This window comes from Pseudoclavibacter sp. 8L (genome assembly GCF_902506465.1).
In the GTDB taxonomy this organism is placed as follows: Bacteria; Actinomycetota; Actinomycetes; order Actinomycetales; family Microbacteriaceae; genus Pseudoclavibacter.
This window is the reverse complement of sequence record NZ_LR733185.1, coordinates 60,825-79,284: the sequence shown is the minus strand read 5'-3', so window position 1 is coordinate 79,284 and position 18,460 is coordinate 60,825. Positions and strand designations below refer to the sequence as shown.

General features: G+C 67.8%; 14 protein-coding genes. 11 read left to right on the top strand and 3 right to left on the bottom strand.

What is annotated here, in order from left to right; genetic code table 11:
* Nucleotides 1-4: 4 nt before the first annotated feature.
* Nucleotides 5-1,177: a hydroxymethylglutaryl-CoA synthase gene (locus GV007_RS00360; RefSeq protein WP_160070522.1), complete on the top strand. Its 1,173-nt coding sequence runs from the start codon at nt 5-7 to the stop codon at nt 1,175-1,177.
* Between the two features lie 31 nt (nt 1,178-1,208).
* Complete coding sequence (locus tag GV007_RS00355) at nt 1,209-2,051, top strand: universal stress protein (protein WP_160070521.1); 843 nt, start codon at nt 1,209-1,211, stop codon at nt 2,049-2,051.
* 161 nt (nt 2,052-2,212) lie between these two features.
* Here GV007_RS00355 and GV007_RS00350 read toward each other — a convergent pair whose 3' ends face one another.
* Nucleotides 2,213-2,557, bottom strand: coding sequence for a histone-like nucleoid-structuring protein Lsr2 (locus GV007_RS00350; protein WP_104331490.1), 345 nt, complete (start codon nt 2,555-2,557; stop codon nt 2,213-2,215).
* Nucleotides 2,558-2,819: 262 nt separating this feature from the next.
* Between GV007_RS00350 and GV007_RS00345 the strand changes: the two genes are divergently transcribed.
* Both GV007_RS00345 and GV007_RS00340 read left to right on the top strand, forming a co-directional pair.
* A complete protein-coding gene (locus GV007_RS00345; protein WP_160070520.1) occupies nt 2,820-3,749 on the top strand; it encodes an AEC family transporter in 930 nt (309 codons plus the stop codon).
* Between the two features lie 53 nt (nt 3,750-3,802).
* The gene (locus GV007_RS00340) at nt 3,803-4,309 is read left to right on the top strand and encodes an HtaA domain-containing protein (RefSeq protein ID WP_160070519.1); all 507 of its coding nucleotides are present in this window, start codon (nt 3,803-3,805) and stop codon (nt 4,307-4,309) included.
* On the opposite strand, the gene GV007_RS00335 is transcribed toward GV007_RS00340, so the two are convergent.
* A complete protein-coding gene (locus GV007_RS00335) occupies nt 4,306-5,454 on the bottom strand; it encodes an App1 family protein (RefSeq protein WP_323741457.1) in 1,149 nt (382 codons plus the stop codon). The two genes, GV007_RS00340 and GV007_RS00335, sit on opposite strands and share 4 nt — an antisense overlap.
* A 4-nt stretch (nt 5,455-5,458) precedes the next feature.
* The gene (locus GV007_RS00330) at nt 5,459-6,196 is read right to left on the bottom strand and encodes a DedA family protein (protein ID WP_160070518.1); all 738 of its coding nucleotides are present in this window, start codon (nt 6,194-6,196) and stop codon (nt 5,459-5,461) included.
* 249 nt (nt 6,197-6,445) lie between these two features.
* On the opposite strand from GV007_RS00330, the gene GV007_RS00325 reads away from it, so the two are divergent.
* The 7 genes from GV007_RS00325 (at nt 6,446) to GV007_RS00295 (ending at nt 18,454) form a co-directional block, all read left to right on the top strand.
* Nucleotides 6,446-7,873: a cytochrome ubiquinol oxidase subunit I gene (locus tag GV007_RS00325; RefSeq protein ID WP_160070517.1), complete on the top strand. Its 1,428-nt coding sequence runs from the start codon at nt 6,446-6,448 to the stop codon at nt 7,871-7,873.
* Nucleotides 7,873-8,901 (top strand): cytochrome d ubiquinol oxidase subunit II, encoded by a 1,029-nt coding sequence (gene cydB / locus GV007_RS00320; protein ID WP_104240853.1) that lies wholly within the window; start codon nt 7,873-7,875, stop codon nt 8,899-8,901. Before GV007_RS00325 ends, cydB begins: the two co-directional genes overlap by 1 nt.
* 3 nt (nt 8,902-8,904) lie before the next feature.
* Nucleotides 8,905-10,575 carry a thiol reductant ABC exporter subunit CydD gene (gene cydD, locus GV007_RS00315; protein WP_160070516.1) on the top strand — a complete coding sequence of 557 codons (1,671 nt, stop codon included), beginning with the start codon at nt 8,905-8,907 and terminating at the stop codon, nt 10,573-10,575.
* A complete protein-coding gene (gene cydC, locus GV007_RS00310) occupies nt 10,572-12,251 on the top strand; it encodes a thiol reductant ABC exporter subunit CydC (RefSeq protein WP_160070515.1) in 1,680 nt (559 codons plus the stop codon). The genes cydD and cydC overlap by 4 nt, the downstream gene beginning before the upstream one ends.
* Before the next feature lie 111 nt (nt 12,252-12,362).
* Nucleotides 12,363-14,912, top strand: coding sequence for a leucine--tRNA ligase (gene leuS / locus GV007_RS00305; protein WP_160070514.1), 2,550 nt, complete (start codon nt 12,363-12,365; stop codon nt 14,910-14,912).
* A gap of 372 nt (nt 14,913-15,284) precedes the next feature.
* Nucleotides 15,285-15,959, top strand: coding sequence for a ComEA family DNA-binding protein (locus GV007_RS00300; protein ID WP_236558218.1), 675 nt, complete (start codon nt 15,285-15,287; stop codon nt 15,957-15,959).
* Between the two features lie 26 nt (nt 15,960-15,985).
* Nucleotides 15,986-18,454, top strand: coding sequence for a ComEC/Rec2 family competence protein (locus GV007_RS00295; RefSeq protein ID WP_160070513.1), 2,469 nt, complete (start codon nt 15,986-15,988; stop codon nt 18,452-18,454).
* The last annotated feature ends 6 nt before the right edge of the window (nt 18,455-18,460 follow it).

Here is an 18,460-nt window from a genome sequence, read left to right as displayed (position 1 = left end):
CACTATGACTACACCAATCGGCATCCACGACCTCGCGTTCGCGACGGGGTCACGCGTGCTCGACCTCTCGGTCATCGCCGAGCGACTCGGGACCGAACTCGAGAAGTACACGATCGGCATCGGTCAGGAGCGGATGAGCATCACCGCTGCCGACGAGGACGTCGTCACGATGGGCGCGGCCGCGGCCAAGCAGATCATCGACCGGCACGGCGTCGAGGGCATCAGGACGGTGCTGTTCGCGACAGAGACCGGTATCGACCAGTCGAAGGCCGCCGGCGTCTACGTGCACCAGCTGCTGGAGCTTCCCGCGACCTGCCGCGTCGTCGAGCTCAAGCAGGCCTGCTACTCAGCGACGGCCGCGCTGCAGTTCGCCACGGCACTGGTCGCCCGTGATCCTCGTCAGCGGGTGCTGGTCATCGCCAGCGACGTCGCGCGGTACGAGCTCGGCTCGAGCGGGGAGCCCACGCAGGGCGCGGGCGCTGTCGCGATGCTCGTCGCTGCGAACCCGGACCTGGTGGTCATCGAGCCAGGCTCCGGCGTCTTCACGAGTGACATCATGGACTTCTGGCGACCGAACGGGCGCGTCACCGCACTCGTCGACGGGAAGTACTCGATTCGGGCCTACCTGCAGGCCGTCGAGAACGCCTGGAGCGATTATGCAGCGCAGGGCGGATTCCCGATCAACGAATTCAGCCGCTTCTGCTATCACCAGCCGTTCACCAAGATGGCGTCGAAAGCGCACCGTCATCTCATCAAGACGGCCGGTGGCGATCTCGACCCCGGGGTGCTCGACGCACAGATCGCACCGACGCTGAAATACAACAGAATCATAGGAAATACCTACACCGCATCGATCTATCTGGCGCTCCTCAGCCTCTTGGACAGCGATGAAGACCTCGAGGGAGCGAAGATCGGGTTCCTCAGCTATGGCTCGGGAAGTGTCGCAGAGTTCTTCGCGGGGACGGTGCAGCCCGGATATCGCCAGCATTTGCGTGCTGAGGAGAATCGGGCGGTTCTCGAGGCTCGAGTCCCCATCGACGCCGCGGAATACCTCGTGTGGCACGAGCGACGCGACCCGAGTGATCTTGGTGAGTTCACGCTCCCCAACGAGACGCCGGGCCCATTCCGCTTGGCGGGATTCACGGACCTCAAGCGGGAGTACACCTCTACGCAGTGATTCCACCGGCCGGCGGCGTTAGCATTCGGGTATGAGCGAGAACATCACCGTCGGAGTCGCCGGAAACCAACCAGGAATCGTCGCCACGCGATGGGCGGCGGCGCGAGCCTCCCGCGGTCGGAAACGTCTGAAGCTCGTGCACATCGTGGATCCGAGGATCGCCGGGGCAGGTAACCCAGACCTCCTCATCGAAGCGGAGAGCGCAGCTGCTCGCATCCTCCAGGAGGCTGCGGAGGCGGCGCTTGCCGTGGACGGGGCGCTCGAGGTCGAGACGGCCGTCGTGACCGGAGCCATCATCGAGACCCTCACGGAGCTCTCCAAGACGTCTGGCCTCCTTGTCGTCGGCAGCAACCGGGGGGAGTCCTCGGGGCGGGCGAGCGGCACGCACAGCGTGCGCGTGGCCGCTGCGAGCGAATCGCCGGTCGCAGTGGTCCCCGATGTCGATCTCTCGGACCGGCGCGGTGTGGTGGTCGGGGTCGACGGCTCCGACCTCTCAGAGCACGCTCTTGCCGTGGCGGCTGAGGAGGCGAGCCTGAGCGGAGAGCCGCTCATCCCGGTGCACGCCTGGCATGCCCCGAACGTGTACGGCGGCGGCGTCATCGTGACCGGTGACTTCTTCGATGAGCTCCGCCTCTCGGCGGAGGAGACGCTCTCGCTGGCCCTCGCCGGGCTGCGGGGGCGATACCCGGATCTCGAGATCACACCGGTGGTCGTGGAGGGTATCCCGGACATGGCGATCATCGATGCCGCTCATTCGGCATCGCTCGTCGTCGTCGGCAGTCGTGGACGCGGCACCTTCGCCCGTCTCCTGCTCGGTTCCGTGAGCCACGGAGTCCTCGCGCACCTCGAGACGCCGACGATCGTCGCCAAGTAGGGCGTCCCGCTTCCGCCTTTCCCGAGCGTCTTCATCGGGGGAGAAGTCGGGAATGCGGTGGCTGAGTGACGAAAGGAGGGCCGGACGGCATTCGCCGTCTGGCCCTCTTCTCTGCGTGCGGCCTGTTCTGCGCTGCCCGTGCGGCCGCTCAGTCCCGCAGCTTAGGAGTTCGCCGCTTCGAAGTCCTCGATGATCGAGCCGGGAATGCGGCCTCGGTCGGAGATCTTGTGTCCTTCAGCGCGCGCCCAGGCGCGAATTGCGGCGAGGTCGCGCTTCGGGCGGCTGGAGTTGGAACCCGTCGACTTGTTCTTGCGGGTCTTTGCTACTGTGCGAGCCGCCGACACGTAGTCGGCGAGCGCGTCGCGCAGCTTCTTGGCGTTCGCGTCCGAGAGATCGATTTCGTAGTCGGTTCCGTCGAGGGCGAATTGAACGGTCTCGCCTTCGCCTTCGGCGAGTGAACTCGAGTCGATGTCGTCGACGAGCTGATAGATGACTTTCCGAGCCATGTGGATCCCCTTCGGTTATTGCAGAGCGAATACATGCTAGATGATTATCCGGTGATTTGAATCCAGGTTCGTCCAGAAGACCGAAGTCGGTCCTGAATTCCCCGAACACTAGGTGTCGACACGATGAGTTCACGCACTACCGAAGTCATTTCGGTTGCTGATCGCGCAGTCCGACGGAATGACACTCGGGCTCTCCAGCGAGATTGCCGATCCCTCCGGGTGGGCCGGCGGCAGGTGTGGGCAGGATACGATTTCGACAGCTATGAATGTTCTTCAGGGATTCGCGGTCATCGCCGTCATCGTCACGGTGGGCGTGTTCCTGGCACGCAGCGGAGTGCTCGGTCAGACCGGGCAGACTGGCCTCTCGAAGCTGGCGTTCAACGTCGCGACGCCGGCGCTGCTCTTCACGCTCATGGCCGACGCGCACCTCGAGGTCCTCTACTCGAGCCAGTTCGTCGTGACCGCGATCGCGATGACCGCGGTGGCGCTCGTGTACTGCGCCATCGGCGCACTGCGAAAGTGGGGGCTCGGCACGACGACCTCCGGTGCGATGGCGGCAAGCTACGTCAACGCCGGAAACCTGGGCATCCCCATCGCCGTCTATGTCCTCGGCGACGCGACGCTGGTCGCTCCGGTGATGCTCGGACAGCAGCTCATCATGGGGCCCATCTTCATGACCCTGCTCGATATCGCCTCGCGCGCCGAGGATGCGCCCAGGCTCCGCTGGTGGCAGATCGTCCTGCGTCCGTTCAGGAACCCCATCGTGATCGGTGCTCTCGGCGGCATCGCCGTGAGCGCATCCGGCATCACCATCCCGCCCTTCCTGCTCGATCCGCTCGAGCTGCTGGGAGGCATGAGCGTTCCCGCCATGCTGCTCGCGTTCGGCATGTCCCTGTGGGGGAACGCGATCCCCTTCCGGGAACCTGAGCGGGCGCCTGCGATCGTGGCCACCGTGCTCAAGGTGTTCGTGCATCCGGCCCTCGCCTGGCTGATCGGGGCCTGGCTCTTCGGCCTGGATGGTGCGGCTCTGCTCATCGTGGTCGTCACTGCGGCGCTGCCCTCCGCGCAGAACGTCTTCACCTACGCCAGCAACTACGGTGTTGGGATGAGGGTTGCTCGCGAAGCCATCCTGGCGTCGACGTTCCTGTCCGTTCCGGTCATCTTCGTGGTCTCGCTGCTGCTCTCGAAGTGACGAGAGCAGATTGCCGCTGGCGCTTCGAATTCGTGGCGGGCTAGCGTGGAGGCATGGAGCTCTGGCGCGGGGAACTGCGATGGCCGATCAAGTCGTCCTTCGTCGAGTACGTGCGCCGCTCCGGCGGCAAGGTGCTGCTCGAGGGTGGCGCGTTCGTCGACGACGAGGAGTTCGCCTACCCGCGCGGAGCCACCGACTCGGCGTGGCTGGCCGGCGACACACCCATGGGCAGTGCGTCCTTCACCGGAGCCGTTCGCCTCACCGGGCACGGCGGCATGCTCGACGTGAGCTTCCGTAACCCGCAGCTCGTCTTCGAGGGCGAGGACGCGAGGCTCGTCGTACAGGGTGAAGGCGGCGAGCTCATCGACTTCGCCAGCTGCGAGATCGGAACTCCGCTCGTGCGCGATGACGTCGCCGAATGGCTCGGGGTGCGGGTGATCCTGACTCCGGAGGGCTCGAGGGTCTTCAACGGCATGTACCGCCCGTACTCGGAGATGGACTCGCTCAACTTCACGCTCGCCTTGGGCAGGGCTCAGTCCCCGCGGGAGGAGCCCGCCTAGCTGGTGGCGTCGGGTGCCTGTGCTGGTGCCTGCGTGAGGTCGGGCAGGATGCCCGCTTCGGTCAGCTGCTTGGCGAGTCCCGCGCCGTCCGGAGAGTAGACCCACGGGATGGGTGCGTTCTTGCGCCAGTGCGCACTCGCCGCGCGTCCACCCGCCAGAACTGCCTCGCTGGTGGACAGCTGGCGGATGGCGATCGCGAGCACGCGATCGGGGTGGCGGCTCGTGAACTCGCCGTAGATCTGCTCGTCATGCTGTCCGTCGTCGCCGACGAGGATCCACTTGATGTCAGGAAACTCCCGCGCGAGGCGGTCGAGGTTGGAGACCTTGTGCTCGAGCCCGGAGCGGAAGATGCGATCTGGGGTGGGTCCCCAGTCGGTGAGCAGGAGCGGGCCGGCGGGGTAGAGGTTTCGTCCGAGGAAGCGCGCGAGGGTCGGGGCGACGTTCCAAGGGCCAGTCGACAGGTACACGACCGGGGTCTCGCTGCGCCCGAATGAGGTCAGGATGCGCTCGGAGAGCACGCTCATGCCCGGGGTCGGTGTGCGCGCGTGCACGTCGAGGACGAAGGTGTTCCAGGCTGCGAGCATCGGGCGAGGCAGGGCCGTCACCATGACGGTGTCGTCGATGTCGGAGAGCAGGCCGACGCGCTGCTCGTCGGCGACGATGAAGACAGGCGCGCTGCTCGTCTGGCGATCGAAGCTCTCGAACGTGATGGTGTTCCAGCCGGGCTTGAGGTTCGCGGGCAGGTTGATGTCCACGATGCCGCCTCGGTCGGCTTTGACCGGGTGTCGAACGCCGTCGATGATGACGGTCGCGGGGACGTTGCCTGCGGAGACGCGCGCGAAGCTCCGCCATCCTCGTACGACCGATTCCCGGCGCTTGCGCCTCAGCAGCCTGGAGAGGCTGAAGCGGCGTCTGTTGCCCGGAGGGGCCATGTGGACCCGCGCGAGCGCGCGAACCCAGGACGTGGTTCCGTACCCGGTGTAGGGCTCGAGGACCGTGAGGTAGCCGCGCTTGCGAACGAGCTTCACGCGCACGAGGCGCACTCGGTCTTCGATGCGGAAGGCATTGTCGATCACGGCCCTGACGGGCTTGAGGCTCAGAAGCCAGCGCTCGAGCGGGGACTGGGCGTCGGAGGTCGGCGTCACCCGCTCATCCTCGCACGCCCGCGGTCTCGGTGTCTGAGCCGTCGTGGCCCGTCGGAGCGTCGGAGGTGGACTGGGCGGCTGATGCGGCGGCAGCCTGCGCGTTCGCTTCGTCGAGATCGCGGTTCATGACCTTCCCGACGGCGCGCTTGACGAGCCACATGATCAGGAGGAACACGACGATGACGCCGACGAAGAGGTAGCCAGCCCAGTGCAGCGACGACGAGAGCTCGCGGAAGCTGGCGGACGCTCCGGCTGCAGCGCTCACGTAGGCCGTCGACCAGATGATGCAGGCGGGGATGGTCCAGGCGAGGAAGCGCCGGTAGCGCATGCCGCCCATCCCTGCCGTCAGCGGCACGAGGGAGTGGAGCACGGGGAGGAAGCGGGAGATGAGGACCGCGGGGCCGCCGCGGCGCTGGATGAGGAGTTCCGCGCGCTGCCATCGTTCGTCTCCGAGCCACCTGCCGACGCGTGACGCGCGGATCCTCGGACCGAAGGTGCGACCGAGCCAGAACCCGAAGGACTCGCCGAGCAGCGCGCCCACGATGGAGGCCGCGATCGTCAGGACCCAGGGGAGCGGCGCGTCGATGCCGGTGCTCAGGGCGAGCAGGACCGTCTCGCCGGGCACGATGAGGCCGATGAGCACGCTCGTCTCGAGCAGGATCGCGACGCCGACCAGCACGATCCGCCACACCGGAGGCACGGACTCGATGTACTGGAGGGCGGTCTCGATCAGCTCGTTCATGCTCTGCTCCCCGCATCCATGTCGCAGACTCTAGGGCCCGAACTTTGGCATCCCTGGAGATTCCCCTCCGTTATCATTTCGTTACATCCACTACAATATGTAGAAGTACCTGATCCGAGCTCGAAAACGTCTCAACTTAGGGTGTCCTATTCGACACGATGTAGTAGTGAGACCGGCGTAGCATTGGGCCAGGAGTCGCGCTGCGATCCCGGGGCATCATGCCCAACCTCAGACGCATCAGGAGGCACTGTGGACGCCCTGCTGGATCCACTCATACTCGCGCGGTGGCAGTTCGGTGTCACGACCATCTACCACTTCCTCTTCGTGCCCGTCACCCTCGGGCTGGTCCTCGCCATCGCCATCTGGCAGACGGCCTGGGTCCGCACGGGCAAGGTCACCTACCTGCGCCTCACGAAGCTCTTCGGCAAGATGTTCCTCATCAACTTCGCCATGGGCGTCGTGACCGGCATCGTGCAGGAGTTCCAGTTCGGCATGAACTGGTCCGACTACTCCCGCTTCGTCGGCGACGTCTTCGGTGCACCACTTGCGTTCGAGGGGCTCGTCGCCTTCTTCCTCGAGGCCACGTTCATCGGACTGTGGATCTTCGGCTGGGACAAGCTGCCGCCGAAGCTGCATCTCGCGACCATCTGGCTCACGATGATCGGCACGTGGACCTCCGCCTACTTCATCCTCGCCGCCAACGCGTTCATGCAGAACCCGGTGGGCTACGAGATGAACGAGGCCAACGGGCGAGCCGAGCTCGTCGACTTCGGTGCGGTGCTCACCAACCCAGTCGCGATGGCGGCGTTGCCGCACACGATCTTCGCCTCTCTCATGGTGGGCGCGGCCATCATCATCGCGACCGCCGCCTGGCACCTGAAGCGCGACCAGAACCACGACGTCATGCAGCCAGCGCTGAAGTTCGGCCTCTGGTTCATGCTCGTCGGCGGTGTCGGCACGATGCTCAGTGGCGACCAGCTCGGCCTCGCCATGGTCGAGGCCCAGCCCATGAAGATGGCGGCGGCCGAGGCGCTGTACACGACCGCGACCGGCGCTGACGCCTCCTTCTCCATCTTCACGTGGGGAACCCCTGACGGATCGTCCGAGCTGTTCTCCATCCGCATCCCCTACCTCCTCTCCTTCCTGTCGACGCACACCTTCGATGGCACCGTCGAGGGCATCAACGACCTGCAGGCCCAGTACACGGCTCTCTACGGCCCGGGCGACTACGCCCCCGTCATCTGGGTCACCTACTGGGCGTTCCGCTGGATGATGGGCTTCGGCATGGCCTCCATCGCCGTCGCCGTCGCCGGTCTCTGGGTCACGCGCAAGAAGGCCAAGAACCCGCCGAAGAAGTGGATGTGGAACCTCGCGATCCTCACGGTGCTGTTCCCCACGCTCGGCATCACGGTCGGCTGGATCTTCACCGAGATGGGCCGCCAGCCGTGGCTGGTCTTCGGCCTCCTCAAGACGGAGGCGGGCGTCTCGCCCAACGTGAGCGGACTCAGCGTGCTCATCTCGCTCGTCGCCTTCACGCTCGTCTACGCGATCCTCGCCGTCGTCGAGGTCAAGCTGCTGCTGAAGGCCGCCCAGGAAGACCCGCCGAGTTTCGATTCCAACGAAGATGGCACCGTCGATGACGTTGCCGCCGTCAAGGTGAAAGCGAGCGTCTACTGATGGATCTGCAAGTCCTCTGGTTCTGGATCGTCGCCTTCTTCTTCGTCGGCTACTTCGTGCTCGACGGCTTCGACTTCGGCGTCGGCATCGCCCTCCCGTTCATCGGCAAGGACGACACCGACCGACGAGTGCTCATCAACACGATCGGCCCCATCTGGGACCTCAACGAGACCTGGGTCATCGTGGCCGGAGCCGCGCTCTTCGCGTCCTTCCCTGAGTGGTACGCGACGATCTTCTCCGGCTTCTACCTGCCGCTGCTGCTCATCCTGCTCGCGCTCATCGTGCGTGGCGTCTCGTTCGAGTACCGCCACCAGGGCAAGGGCGTGGAGTGGACGAGATGGTTCGACTGGATGATCTTCGTCGGATCGGCCGTCCCGGCACTCCTCTGGGGCGTCGCGTTCGCGAACATCACCCAGGGCCTCGCGCTCGACGAGAACTTCAACTACATCGGCTCGTTCTTCGACCTGCTGAACCCGTACGCCCTGCTGGGCGGGCTCACGACGCTCACGCTGTTCTTCTACCATGGGCTGGTGTTCATCACTCGGAAGACGGAAGGTGACATCCGCGACCGTGCACGGTCCCTCGCACTGAAGGTCGGCGTCGTCGTCGCGGTGCTCGCCATCGCCTTCCTCGGCTGGACCGTCGTCGCGCACTTCTCGGTCGCAGGTCTTGCGCTCGCGCTCGTCGCCGTCCTCGCGTTCGTCGGCTCCTACATCAGCACGCTTCTGGGTCGCGACGGCATCGCCTTCGCACTCGGCGCGCTGACCGTGGCCGCAGCGGTGCTGACGCTCTTCGCCTCGCTCTTCCCGAACCTGCTGCCCAACACGCTCGACCCCTCCAACCCGCTGACGATCACGAACGGCTCCTCCAGCGACTACACGCTTGGCATCATGAGCTGGGCGGCGCTCATCATCGTCCCCTTCGTCCTCGGCTACCAGGCCTGGACCTTCTGGGTCTTCCGCAAGCGCATCAGCAGGAAGACGATCACGGGAGACGCGCACGAGGAGCCAGCGGTCGTCGCCGCCTGACCCGTGAAACCCCTCGACCCCCGCCTCCTGAGCCACGCCGCGTCGGCACGAAGCTTCTTCGTGCTCGGCGCGGCGCTCGGCGCAGTCCAGACCGCATCTATCGTCGGCTTCGCCTGGCTCGTCACACACCTCATCGTGTCCGCGATCGCGGGCGAGCGTGTCGTGGAGCTGCTCCCGTGGTTCGGCGCCCTACTCGTCGTGATCGCCGTCAGGAGCGCGGCGACCTGGGGGATGGAGGCCATCTCGGCACGCGCGGCCGCGAAGGTGAAGAGCGAGCTGCGCTCCAAGCTGCTCGCGTCCATCGCGAAGCTCGGCCCGGCCTGGCTCACGGGCACCTCCAGCTCCCGGCTCACGACGCTTGCCGGCCCAGGCCTCGGCGCCCTCGACACCTACTTCGCCAAGTACCTCCCGCAGCTCATCCTGACGGCGATCGCCGCTCCCGTGCTGATCGTCGTGATGGCGCTCTGGGACCTCCCATCCGCCATTACGGTCATCATCACGCTGCCGCTCATCCCCGTCTTCATGATCCTGATCGGCTGGGCGACCGAGAAGGTACAGAAGCGGCAGTGGACTGCGCTGTCGACACTCGCCACCGGGTTCCTGGAGGTCGTGGAAGGGCTGTCGACGCTCAAGATCTTCGGCCGTGCGGAACGCCAGCCGGCTCGCATCCGCGAAGTCACCGACGGCTATCGGGTCGCGACCATGAAGGTCCTCAGGCTCTCCTTCATGTCCGGTTTCGCGCTCGAGCTGCTGGCGAGCCTGTCCGTGGCCCTCATCGCCGTCACGATCGGCATCCAGCTCATCAACCGAGATATGACGCTCGAGGTCGGGCTCTTCGTGCTGCTGCTCGCTCCCGAGGTCTACCTGCCGCTGCGCCAGGTCGGAGCCCAGTTCCATGCGGCCGCGGACGGCGTCGCCGCCTCCGACGACGTGTTCTCCATCATCGAGGAAGCCGAGAGGGCGCCTGCGCCGAGCGATGCGCGTGCAACGGCTGCTGCAGCTGGCCGCCCGATCGGCGCAGGCCTCCAGCACCGAGGCCTCGCCTTCACCGGCGTCACCGTCGGGTACGAGGGGCGCACGGTCCTCCGCGACTACAGCCTCGTCGTGCCTCCTGGCGAGGTGACGGCGATCGTCGGCCCCTCGGGCGCCGGCAAGTCGACTCTGCTCGGCGTCGCGCGCGGCACCGTGGGCGCCTCGGGCGTCGTGACCATCGACGGCGAGCAGCTCACGGGCGATCGCCGCAGGGCCGCGATCGCCTGGATGGGCCAATCGGCCTCGCTGATCGAGGGGACCGTCGCCGAGAACGTGGCACTCGGCCAGCCGGAAGCAGGACCAGACGAGGTCCGTGCGGCCCTCGCCGATGCCGGCCTCGAGTTCCTCGAGGGCGAACGGATGCTCGGGGTCGCGGGTGCGGGTCTGTCCGGTGGGCAGTCCCAGCGCGTCGCGCTCGCGCGGACGCTCCTGCGCGCCCGCCGACTCGACTGCCCCGTCGTGCTCTTCGACGAGCCGAGCTCGGCGCTCGACGCCGACACGGAACAGCGCATCGCTGCCGCCTTCCGGAGCCTGGCAGAGGAAGGGCGGGCCGTGCTCGTCGTCAGCCACCGGCGCGCGCTCGTCGCATCCGCCGACTCGGTGCACACCATCGAACGACTCGAGACGGTGGCGAACGCATGACCGGGAACCAGCAGCGCGTCTCCGACGACGAGCGGCGGATCCTCCGTCTTGCGATGCCCTCCGCTCGGCGTCTGTGGCCCTCGATCGCCATCGGCCTGCTCAGCGCGATCTGCGCTGTGGCGCTCCTCGCCACGAGCGCCTATCTGCTGACCCGGGCGTCGGAGATCATCCACATCCTGCTCCTGGGCATCGCGATCGTCGGCGTGCGCGCCTTCGCCATCGGGCGAGCGGCGTTCCGCTACGTCGAGCGGCTGCTCGGCCATGACGCCTCTTTCCGGCAGCTCGCCGAGCTGCGCGTCGGCGTGCTCGAACGTCTCATCCCGCTGGCTCCCGCTGGCCTCGCCACGCATCGTCGGGGAGACCTGCTCACACGACTCGTGAGCGACGTCGACGAGCTGCAGTTCCTGCCCCTGCGCGTCGTGCAGCCGCTCATCATCGCCGGCCTCACATCGACGCTCGCCGTCATCGGCATCTGGCTCGTGAGCGCCCCGGCCGCACTCGTGCTCGCTCTCTGCCTCGTGCTCGCGGGGATCGTCGCGACCACCACCAACCTCGCGATCTCGGGGCGCGCCGACCGCGAGGCCGCTCCGCTCCGCGCAGCCCTCAATGACCGCATCTACGAGACCGTCTCCAACTTCGAGACGCTCGAGGCCTACGGGGCGCTCGACGCGAAGCTCGCCGAGGTGGAGGCCGCGGACGCGAGACTCCGCGACGCGCTCGTCTCCCGAGCTCGGGGCAGCGGTGCCGTCGCCGGACTCGTCATGCTCTTCTCCGGCCTCGCGACGGCGGGCGCGCTTGCCGTCGGCATCAACCCCACCGTCGACGGCACGCTGCTCGCGCCGATGCTCACCCTCATCGCGCTTGTGCCGATGGCCCTTTTCGAGATCTTCGCGCAGGTGCCGCAGGCGGTCGCCGCCTGGCGCCAGGTCAGGGCCAGCGCCGCCAGAGTCGCCGATGTGGCACCGGCATCGGCGCCGAGGGAGCTCCCGGATGCTCAGCCGCTGCCTGCCCCTCGCGCCGCCCCGAGCCTGCCGGTGACGCTGAGCCTCGAGAACGTCTCGGCAGCGTGGCCAGGTGCGCCCAAGCCCGCGATCAGCTCCGTCTCGCTCGAGCTGGCTCCCGGCGATCGGCTGCTGGTCGAAGGCGAATCCGGTGCAGGAAAGACGACGCTCGCCAACGTGCTCGTGCGGTTCCTCGACTACGAAGGCTCGTACCGCGTCAACGGCGTGGAGGCGAGGGCGTACACGCCCGCGCAGGTGCGGTCCGTCGTCGGCCTCATCGAGCAGCGGCCCCACATCTTCGACGAGAGCATCAGGCAGAACCTGCTCTTCGCCAAGCCGGAGGCCGACGACGAGGAGCTCAGCGCCGTCCTCGAGCGAGTCGGCCTCGGCGAATGGCTCGACGAGCGCGGTGGGCTGGAGGCGCGCGTCGGCGAGCACGGCGCGCTCGTCTCCGGCGGCCAGGCGCAGCGCATCGCGCTCGCGCGCGGCCTCCTGGCCGACTTCCCGGTGCTCATCCTCGACGAGCCGACGGCCAACGTCGACCCGGGTCTCGCCGACAGGCTCGTCGCCGAGTTGCTCGCCGCATCCGGTGACCAGCGCTGCGTCGTGATCATCTCGCACACCCCGCTCGACCCCGCCCTCGTCACACGCGCGCTTCGGCTCGACGGCGAGTAGTCTTGGTCGTTGGTGTCCGACGCAAGGAGCCCCGCGCTTCGCGACGACGCCAGACGACCGCGACGAGAACCACCCTCCGTGCAGCAACCGGCAACGCGAAAGAAGAAATCTGTGACCGAAGCGACAGGCGCTGAGCCCCAGGAATACGACTTCAAGGCTCTCGAAGCGAAGTGGTCGGCTGAGTGGGACAAGCTGCAGCCCTTCGCGACGAACCTCCAGGGCGACGATCGCCCGCGCAAGTACGTCCTCGACATGTTCCCGTACCCGTCGGGCGACCTGCACATGGGGCACGCCGAGCAGTACGCACTCGGCGACGCGGTCGCTCGCTACTGGCGCCACCAGGGCTTCAACGTCCTGCACCCCATCGGCTGGGACTCCTTCGGGCTGCCGGCCGAGAACGCCGCCATCAAGAACGGTGGCGACCCCAAGGACTGGACGTACGAGAACATCGCACAGCAGCGCGCGTCGATGAAGCGCTACGCCGCGTCCTTCGACTGGGACCGCGTCATCCATACCTCCGACCCCGAGTACTACCGCTGGAACCAGTGGCTGTTCCTGCAGATGTACGAGCGAGGTCTGGCCTACCGCAAGTACTCCGACGTGAACTGGTGCCCCAACGACCAGACGGTGCTCGCCAACGAGCAGGTCGTCGACGGGCACTGCGAGCGCTGCGACGCGATCGTCGTGAAGAAGAAGCTCAACCAGTGGTATTTCAAGATCACCGACTACGCAGACCGGCTCATCGACGACCTCAACCAGCTCGAGGGGCACTGGCCGCAGAAGGTCATCACGATGCAGCGCAACTGGATCGGGCGCTCGCTCGGCGCCGACGTCGACTTCGTCGTCGAGGGGCGGGATGAGCCCGTCACGGTCTTCACGACGCGCCCAGACACGCTCTACGGCGCGACGTTCATGGTCGTCGCCCCCGACTCCGACCTCGCCTCCGAGCTCGCCGAAGGCGCAAGCGACGAGGTTCGCGAGCGCTTCGCGAAGTACCTCGCCGACACCCGCGCGCTCGACTCCATCGACCGCCAGTCGAGCGACCGCCCCAAGACCGGCGTCGACCTGGGTCGCTTCGCCATCAACCCGCTGAGCGGCGAGCGCCTGCCCATCTGGGCCGCCGACTATGTGCTCGCCGACTACGGCACGGGCGCGATCATGGCGGTGCCCGCACACGACCAGCGCGACCTCGACTTCGCACGCGCGTTCGACCTGCCCGTGAAGGTGGTCGTCGACGTCACGCAGGCCGTCACGGGGGTCATCCCGATCATCCCCGAAGACGGGTCGATGCCGGAGTTCGAAGACCTCCACCCCGCCAAGACCGGGGAGGCGCTGTCCGGCGACGGACGCCTCACCAACTCGGGACCGCTGGACGGGCTCTCGAAGCGCTCGGGCATCCAGGCGGCCATCGAGCTCCTCGACGAGCGCGGCACAGGCCGCGCCGCGAAGAACTACCGCCTGCGCGACTGGCTCATCTCCCGCCAGCGCTACTGGGGAACGCCCATCCCGATCCTCCACGGCGAGGACGGCAAGGAGGTTCCAGTGCCGCTGGACCAGCTCCCCGTGCGCCTCCCCGAGGCCGAAGGGCTCGACCTGCGCCCGAAGGGAGCTTCGCCCCTCGGCGGCGCGACCGACTGGGTGAACACGGTCGACCCGGAGACGGGTGAGCCGATGCTGCGCGACACCGACACGATGGACACGTTCGTCGACAGCTCCTGGTACTTCCTCCGCTTCCTCTCGCCGAACAACGAGCTTGCCGCGTTCGACGAGAAGACCGCCGCGAGCTGGGCGCCCGTCGACCAGTACGTGGGCGGCGTCGAGCACGCCATCCTGCACCTCCTCTACGCGCGTTTCATCACGAAGGTGCTCTACGACCTCGGACACGTCGACTTCACGGAGCCCTTCTCTGCACTGCTCAACCAGGGCATGGTCGTCATGGACGGCAAGAAGATGTCGAAGTCCAAGGGCAACGTCGTGAGCCTCTCGGCCGAGCTCGACCAGTACGGTGTCGACGCCGTGCGCCTGACGATGCTCTTCGCCAGCCCGCCGGAGGACGACGTCGACTGGGCGGATGTCTCTGTCGCAGGCTCCGGCAAGTTCCTGGCGCGCGCCTGGCGCATCTCCGGCGAGGTCACGAGCCCCGTCGGCGTCGATTTCGGCGAGGGTGACCGCGGTCTGCGCCGCGAGACGCACCGCTTCCTCGCCGACATCCCGCAGCTGGCTTCCGGCTTCAAGTTCAACGTCGTGATCGCGCGCCTCATGGAGCTCACGAACGCGACGCGCAAGGCCATCGACTCGGGTGCTGGCCCGGCTGACCCCGCCGTGCGCGAGGCCGCCGAGGCCATCGCGGTTGTGCTCGACATGTACGCGCCGCACGCCGCCGAGGACATGTGGGAGCGACTCGGCCACGAGGGCAGCATCTCGCACGTCAAGTGGCCAACCGCGGCTCGCTCGCTGCTCACGCAGGACCAGGTGACGGCGGTCGTCCAGATCAACGGCAAGGTGCGGCACCGCCTCGATGTGCCCCCGACGATCGACGAGGCGTCGCTCGAGCAGCTCGCGATCTCGTCGCCGAAGGTGCAGGCCGCCATCGACGGCCGCGAGATCGTCAAGATCATCGTGCGGGCTCCGAAGCTCGTGAACATCGCGGTCAAGGGCTAGCAGCCCCACCACGCAGACGCGCCCCGCTCGAGAGAGCGGGGCGCGTCTGCGTCTGTCCGCGTCCGCGTTCGTTCGCGTCCGCGGCTGCTCGCGTCTGTCTGCCGTCTGCTTTCGGCTCTGAACGCCCCTGCTGTCCGCCCCGCCCTCGTTCTGTCCTCGATCCACCTGACCTCACCCCGTTCAGGTTCGGGATGGGTTTTGCGCTTCGGGATGGAGTGCTTGCCATCTCGAAGCGAGGAAGCCATCCGAAGAGTCGCGCGGGAACGGCTGATGCCGAGCGACTGTGCAGACACCTGCCTTGTTCGTGGCTCGTTCTCCACAGCTCTCGAGGTCGACGCTGAGCGGATAGGCACGCGATCGTAGCGTTCTGGGGTGTCCGAATCCGAGCTGGCTGACCTCTTCGAGCGTCCGCCCCGACCGCGTCTGCGAATTGGGGTCGGTGCTGCCATTGTGCTGGTCCTGGTCGTGCTCGCCGGGGCGATCACGCTCGCGGCCCTGCGTCCCACGCCGAGTCTCGGTGCCCTCGGCGAGGTGTCGCCGACCGAGAGCCTCCAGCTGAGCGCAACGGAACCGCCTGCCGGGGAGCCGAGCTCCGAAGGGTCGACGACGCTGTTGGTCCACGTCGTCGGGGCCGTCACGAGTCCCGGAGTCTACGAGGTGCCGTTGACGGCCAGGGTGGTCGACGCGATCGCCGCGGCGGGCGGTCTTGCCGGCGACGCGGACCCGTCGCTCCTCAACATGGCCCGAACGCTCGTCGACGGCGAGCAGCTGCGGGTTCCGCGGATCGGCGAGGCCGCGTCCGAGCCTGTCGCAGGGGGAGCGGGGCCAGCTGGTGCCGGGGGTGCTGGCGGCGGTGGCCTCGTGAACCTCAACACGGCGTCTGCGGCTGAGCTCGAAGAGCTGCCGAGGATCGGACCAGCAATGTCGTCGCGCATCATCGACCACCGCGAGCAGAACGGCGGATTCGGTGCTGTGGAGGAGCTGAAGGAGGTCGCGGGCATCGGGGACGCCACCTACGAGGGGCTCGTCGACCTGGTGACCGTGTGACCACTCGCGAAGGTCGTGCCGTTCAGATGGTGAATGTGAGAGCGCTGACCGAGCGCCTCGATGCTCGAGACGCGCGTCTCGTTCCGGCGGCGGCCGGTGCCTGGGTGGTGGCGTGGATCTGCGTCGCGCATCCCGACCTCACCTGGTCCTGCGGCATCGGTCTGGCACTGCTCGCGATCGTGCTCCTGGCGGCGGCGCGTCTGCGGCCCGTGCTCGCGACGTTCGCAGTCGTCGCGGCCGTCATGGCGCTGCTCGCGGTGAGCGCCGGCGCTCAGTATCCCGTGAGGTCTCCCGAGGTGCTCCGTGCGGGCGCCGTCGACGGGCTTCGCGTGCAGGCGACGGGCACGCTCACGACCCTGGTGGGGGAAGACGCCGTCGCGGTTCCCGGCGACGAGGGTGGGCGCTGGTCCGGTGCGCAGCTGCAGGAGCCGTCGCATTTCGAGGTGCGCCTCGATTCGTTCGAGGTCGATGGGAGAAGCGGAGGCGGCGGCGCCTCGCTGTTCGCGTTCGGGCAGCTGAGCGTGCCGACGTCTGAGGGGGAGCGGCCCCCAGCTATCGGCTCACGGGTCGAGCTCGAGGGGGTCCTCGGCGCCGCGAACGCGGGCGATAGCGTCGCCGCTCTGGTCTTCCTCGATGCTCCTGCACAGGTCGTAGCCACGCCAGGCGGGCTGCTCGAGGTCACCGCAGGCGCACGGGATCGGTTCGTCGACGCGGCGCGCGCCCTCCCCGGTCTCGGCGCGCAGTTGCTCCCGGGTCTGTCCGTCGGCGACACGCGCCTCGTCGGGGCCGAGCTGGACGAGCAGATGAAGACGGCCGCCCTCACGCACCTCACTGCCGTCTCAGGGGCGAACTGCGCGGTCGTGGTCGCCGCGGCCCTGGTCCTTGCTCGCCTCTGCGGGCTGCGGCGAGGAGTGCGCCTCGCGCTTGCGGCCGCGGTTCTCGCCGTGTTCGTGGCGCTCGTCACCCCGGAGGGCAGCGTCATCCGGGCGAGCATCATGGCCATGGTCGTCCTGGTGCTCGAAGCCACTCCGCGTCGGTCGACAGGTCTTGCGCTCGTCGCCCTCGCCACGGTGGTCGTGCTCGTCGCCGACCCCTGGCGCAGCCGCGACTACGGCTTCGCGCTCTCGGTGCTCGCGACGGTCGGGCTGCTGACGCTCGCGAACCCGATCGGCGACCGCCTCGCACTTGTCATGCCGCGGTCCATCGCGCTCATGCTCGCCGTGCCGGCCTCCGCGCAGCTCGCGTGCCAGCCGGTGCTGCTGCTCCTGGCCCCGGAACTGCCGGTCTACGGCATTCTCGCGAACGTGCTGGCCGCCCCAGCAGCGCCCGTGGCGACGCTCGTCGGGCTCGTCGGCTCCCTGCTCCTGTGGGCCGCTCCCTGGCTCGGCCAGGCGCTTCTATGGGTCGCTTGGCTGCCCGCGCAGTGGATCGGACTCGTGGCGATGGCGGTCAGTGGCTGGCCCGGGGCGCTGCTGCCGTGGCCTGGCGGACTCCTGGGTGCACTGCTCTGTCTCGCCGTCGTCGTCGCGCTCATCGTCCTGCTCCACCGCTGGAGAGCGTGGCTGGCGCTCCTGCTCTGCGTGGCCCTGGTCGCCTATGTCGGCACGGTCATCGGGCAGGCGGTGCAGCTCAGCAGAAGCATCCCCAGTGCTTGGCGCTATGCGGCGTGCGACATCGGACAGGGGGATGCGCTGCTCGTCACCACCTGGAGCGGCTCGGCGCTCATCGACACTGGCGCGGAGCCCGACGCGCTTCTGGCCTGCCTGAGGACGCTCGGCGTCGATGAGCTGCGTCTGCTCGTGCTCACGCACTTCGATCTGGACCACACTGGAGCGGCGACCGCGTTGCTCGAATCCGGCATCGGCGTCGGGTCGCTTGTCGTCCCCGATACTGCCGAGGCGCGAGCGGAGCCGCTCGTCGATGAGCTGCGCGTGGCCGGCGCCCAGGTGCACTACGCCGCGAGTGGCGACTCCTGGACGCTCGGCGACCTCGCGTGGAGCGTCCTGTGGCCCAAGCGCGGGAGCGGCGGGGAGCCGGCGAGCGTCGGTGGCAACGATGGGAGTCTCGTGACGCTGCTCGAACCGACGACGTCCTGCGTGACGGTCTGCCTGTCGCTCGCCGCGCTCGCAGACCTGGGAGAGGAGGCTCAGCGCGGCCTGCTGCGCGAGCACCCGCGCCCGCGAGCCGACATCGTCAAGATGGCGCACCACGGCTCGCGCGACCAGAGCGCGCAGCTCTACGAAGAGCTCTCCTCGTCCATCGGACTCGTCTCGGTGGGAGCAGACAATGGCTACGGCCACCCGACGGACGCCGCGCTCGGGATGCTCACCGCGGCAGGCACGCGACCTCTCCGTACCGACGAGCTCGGCACCATCGTCATCGGCGAGGGAGGTCACGGAGGTTCGGACCCTCCCGCGGTCGCGGGAGTCGCCACGGCCCCGCGAGCCCGCGGGCGACCCGCGCCGCCGCGCGCACTCAGGGCGCGGTCAGGCTGACCTGGT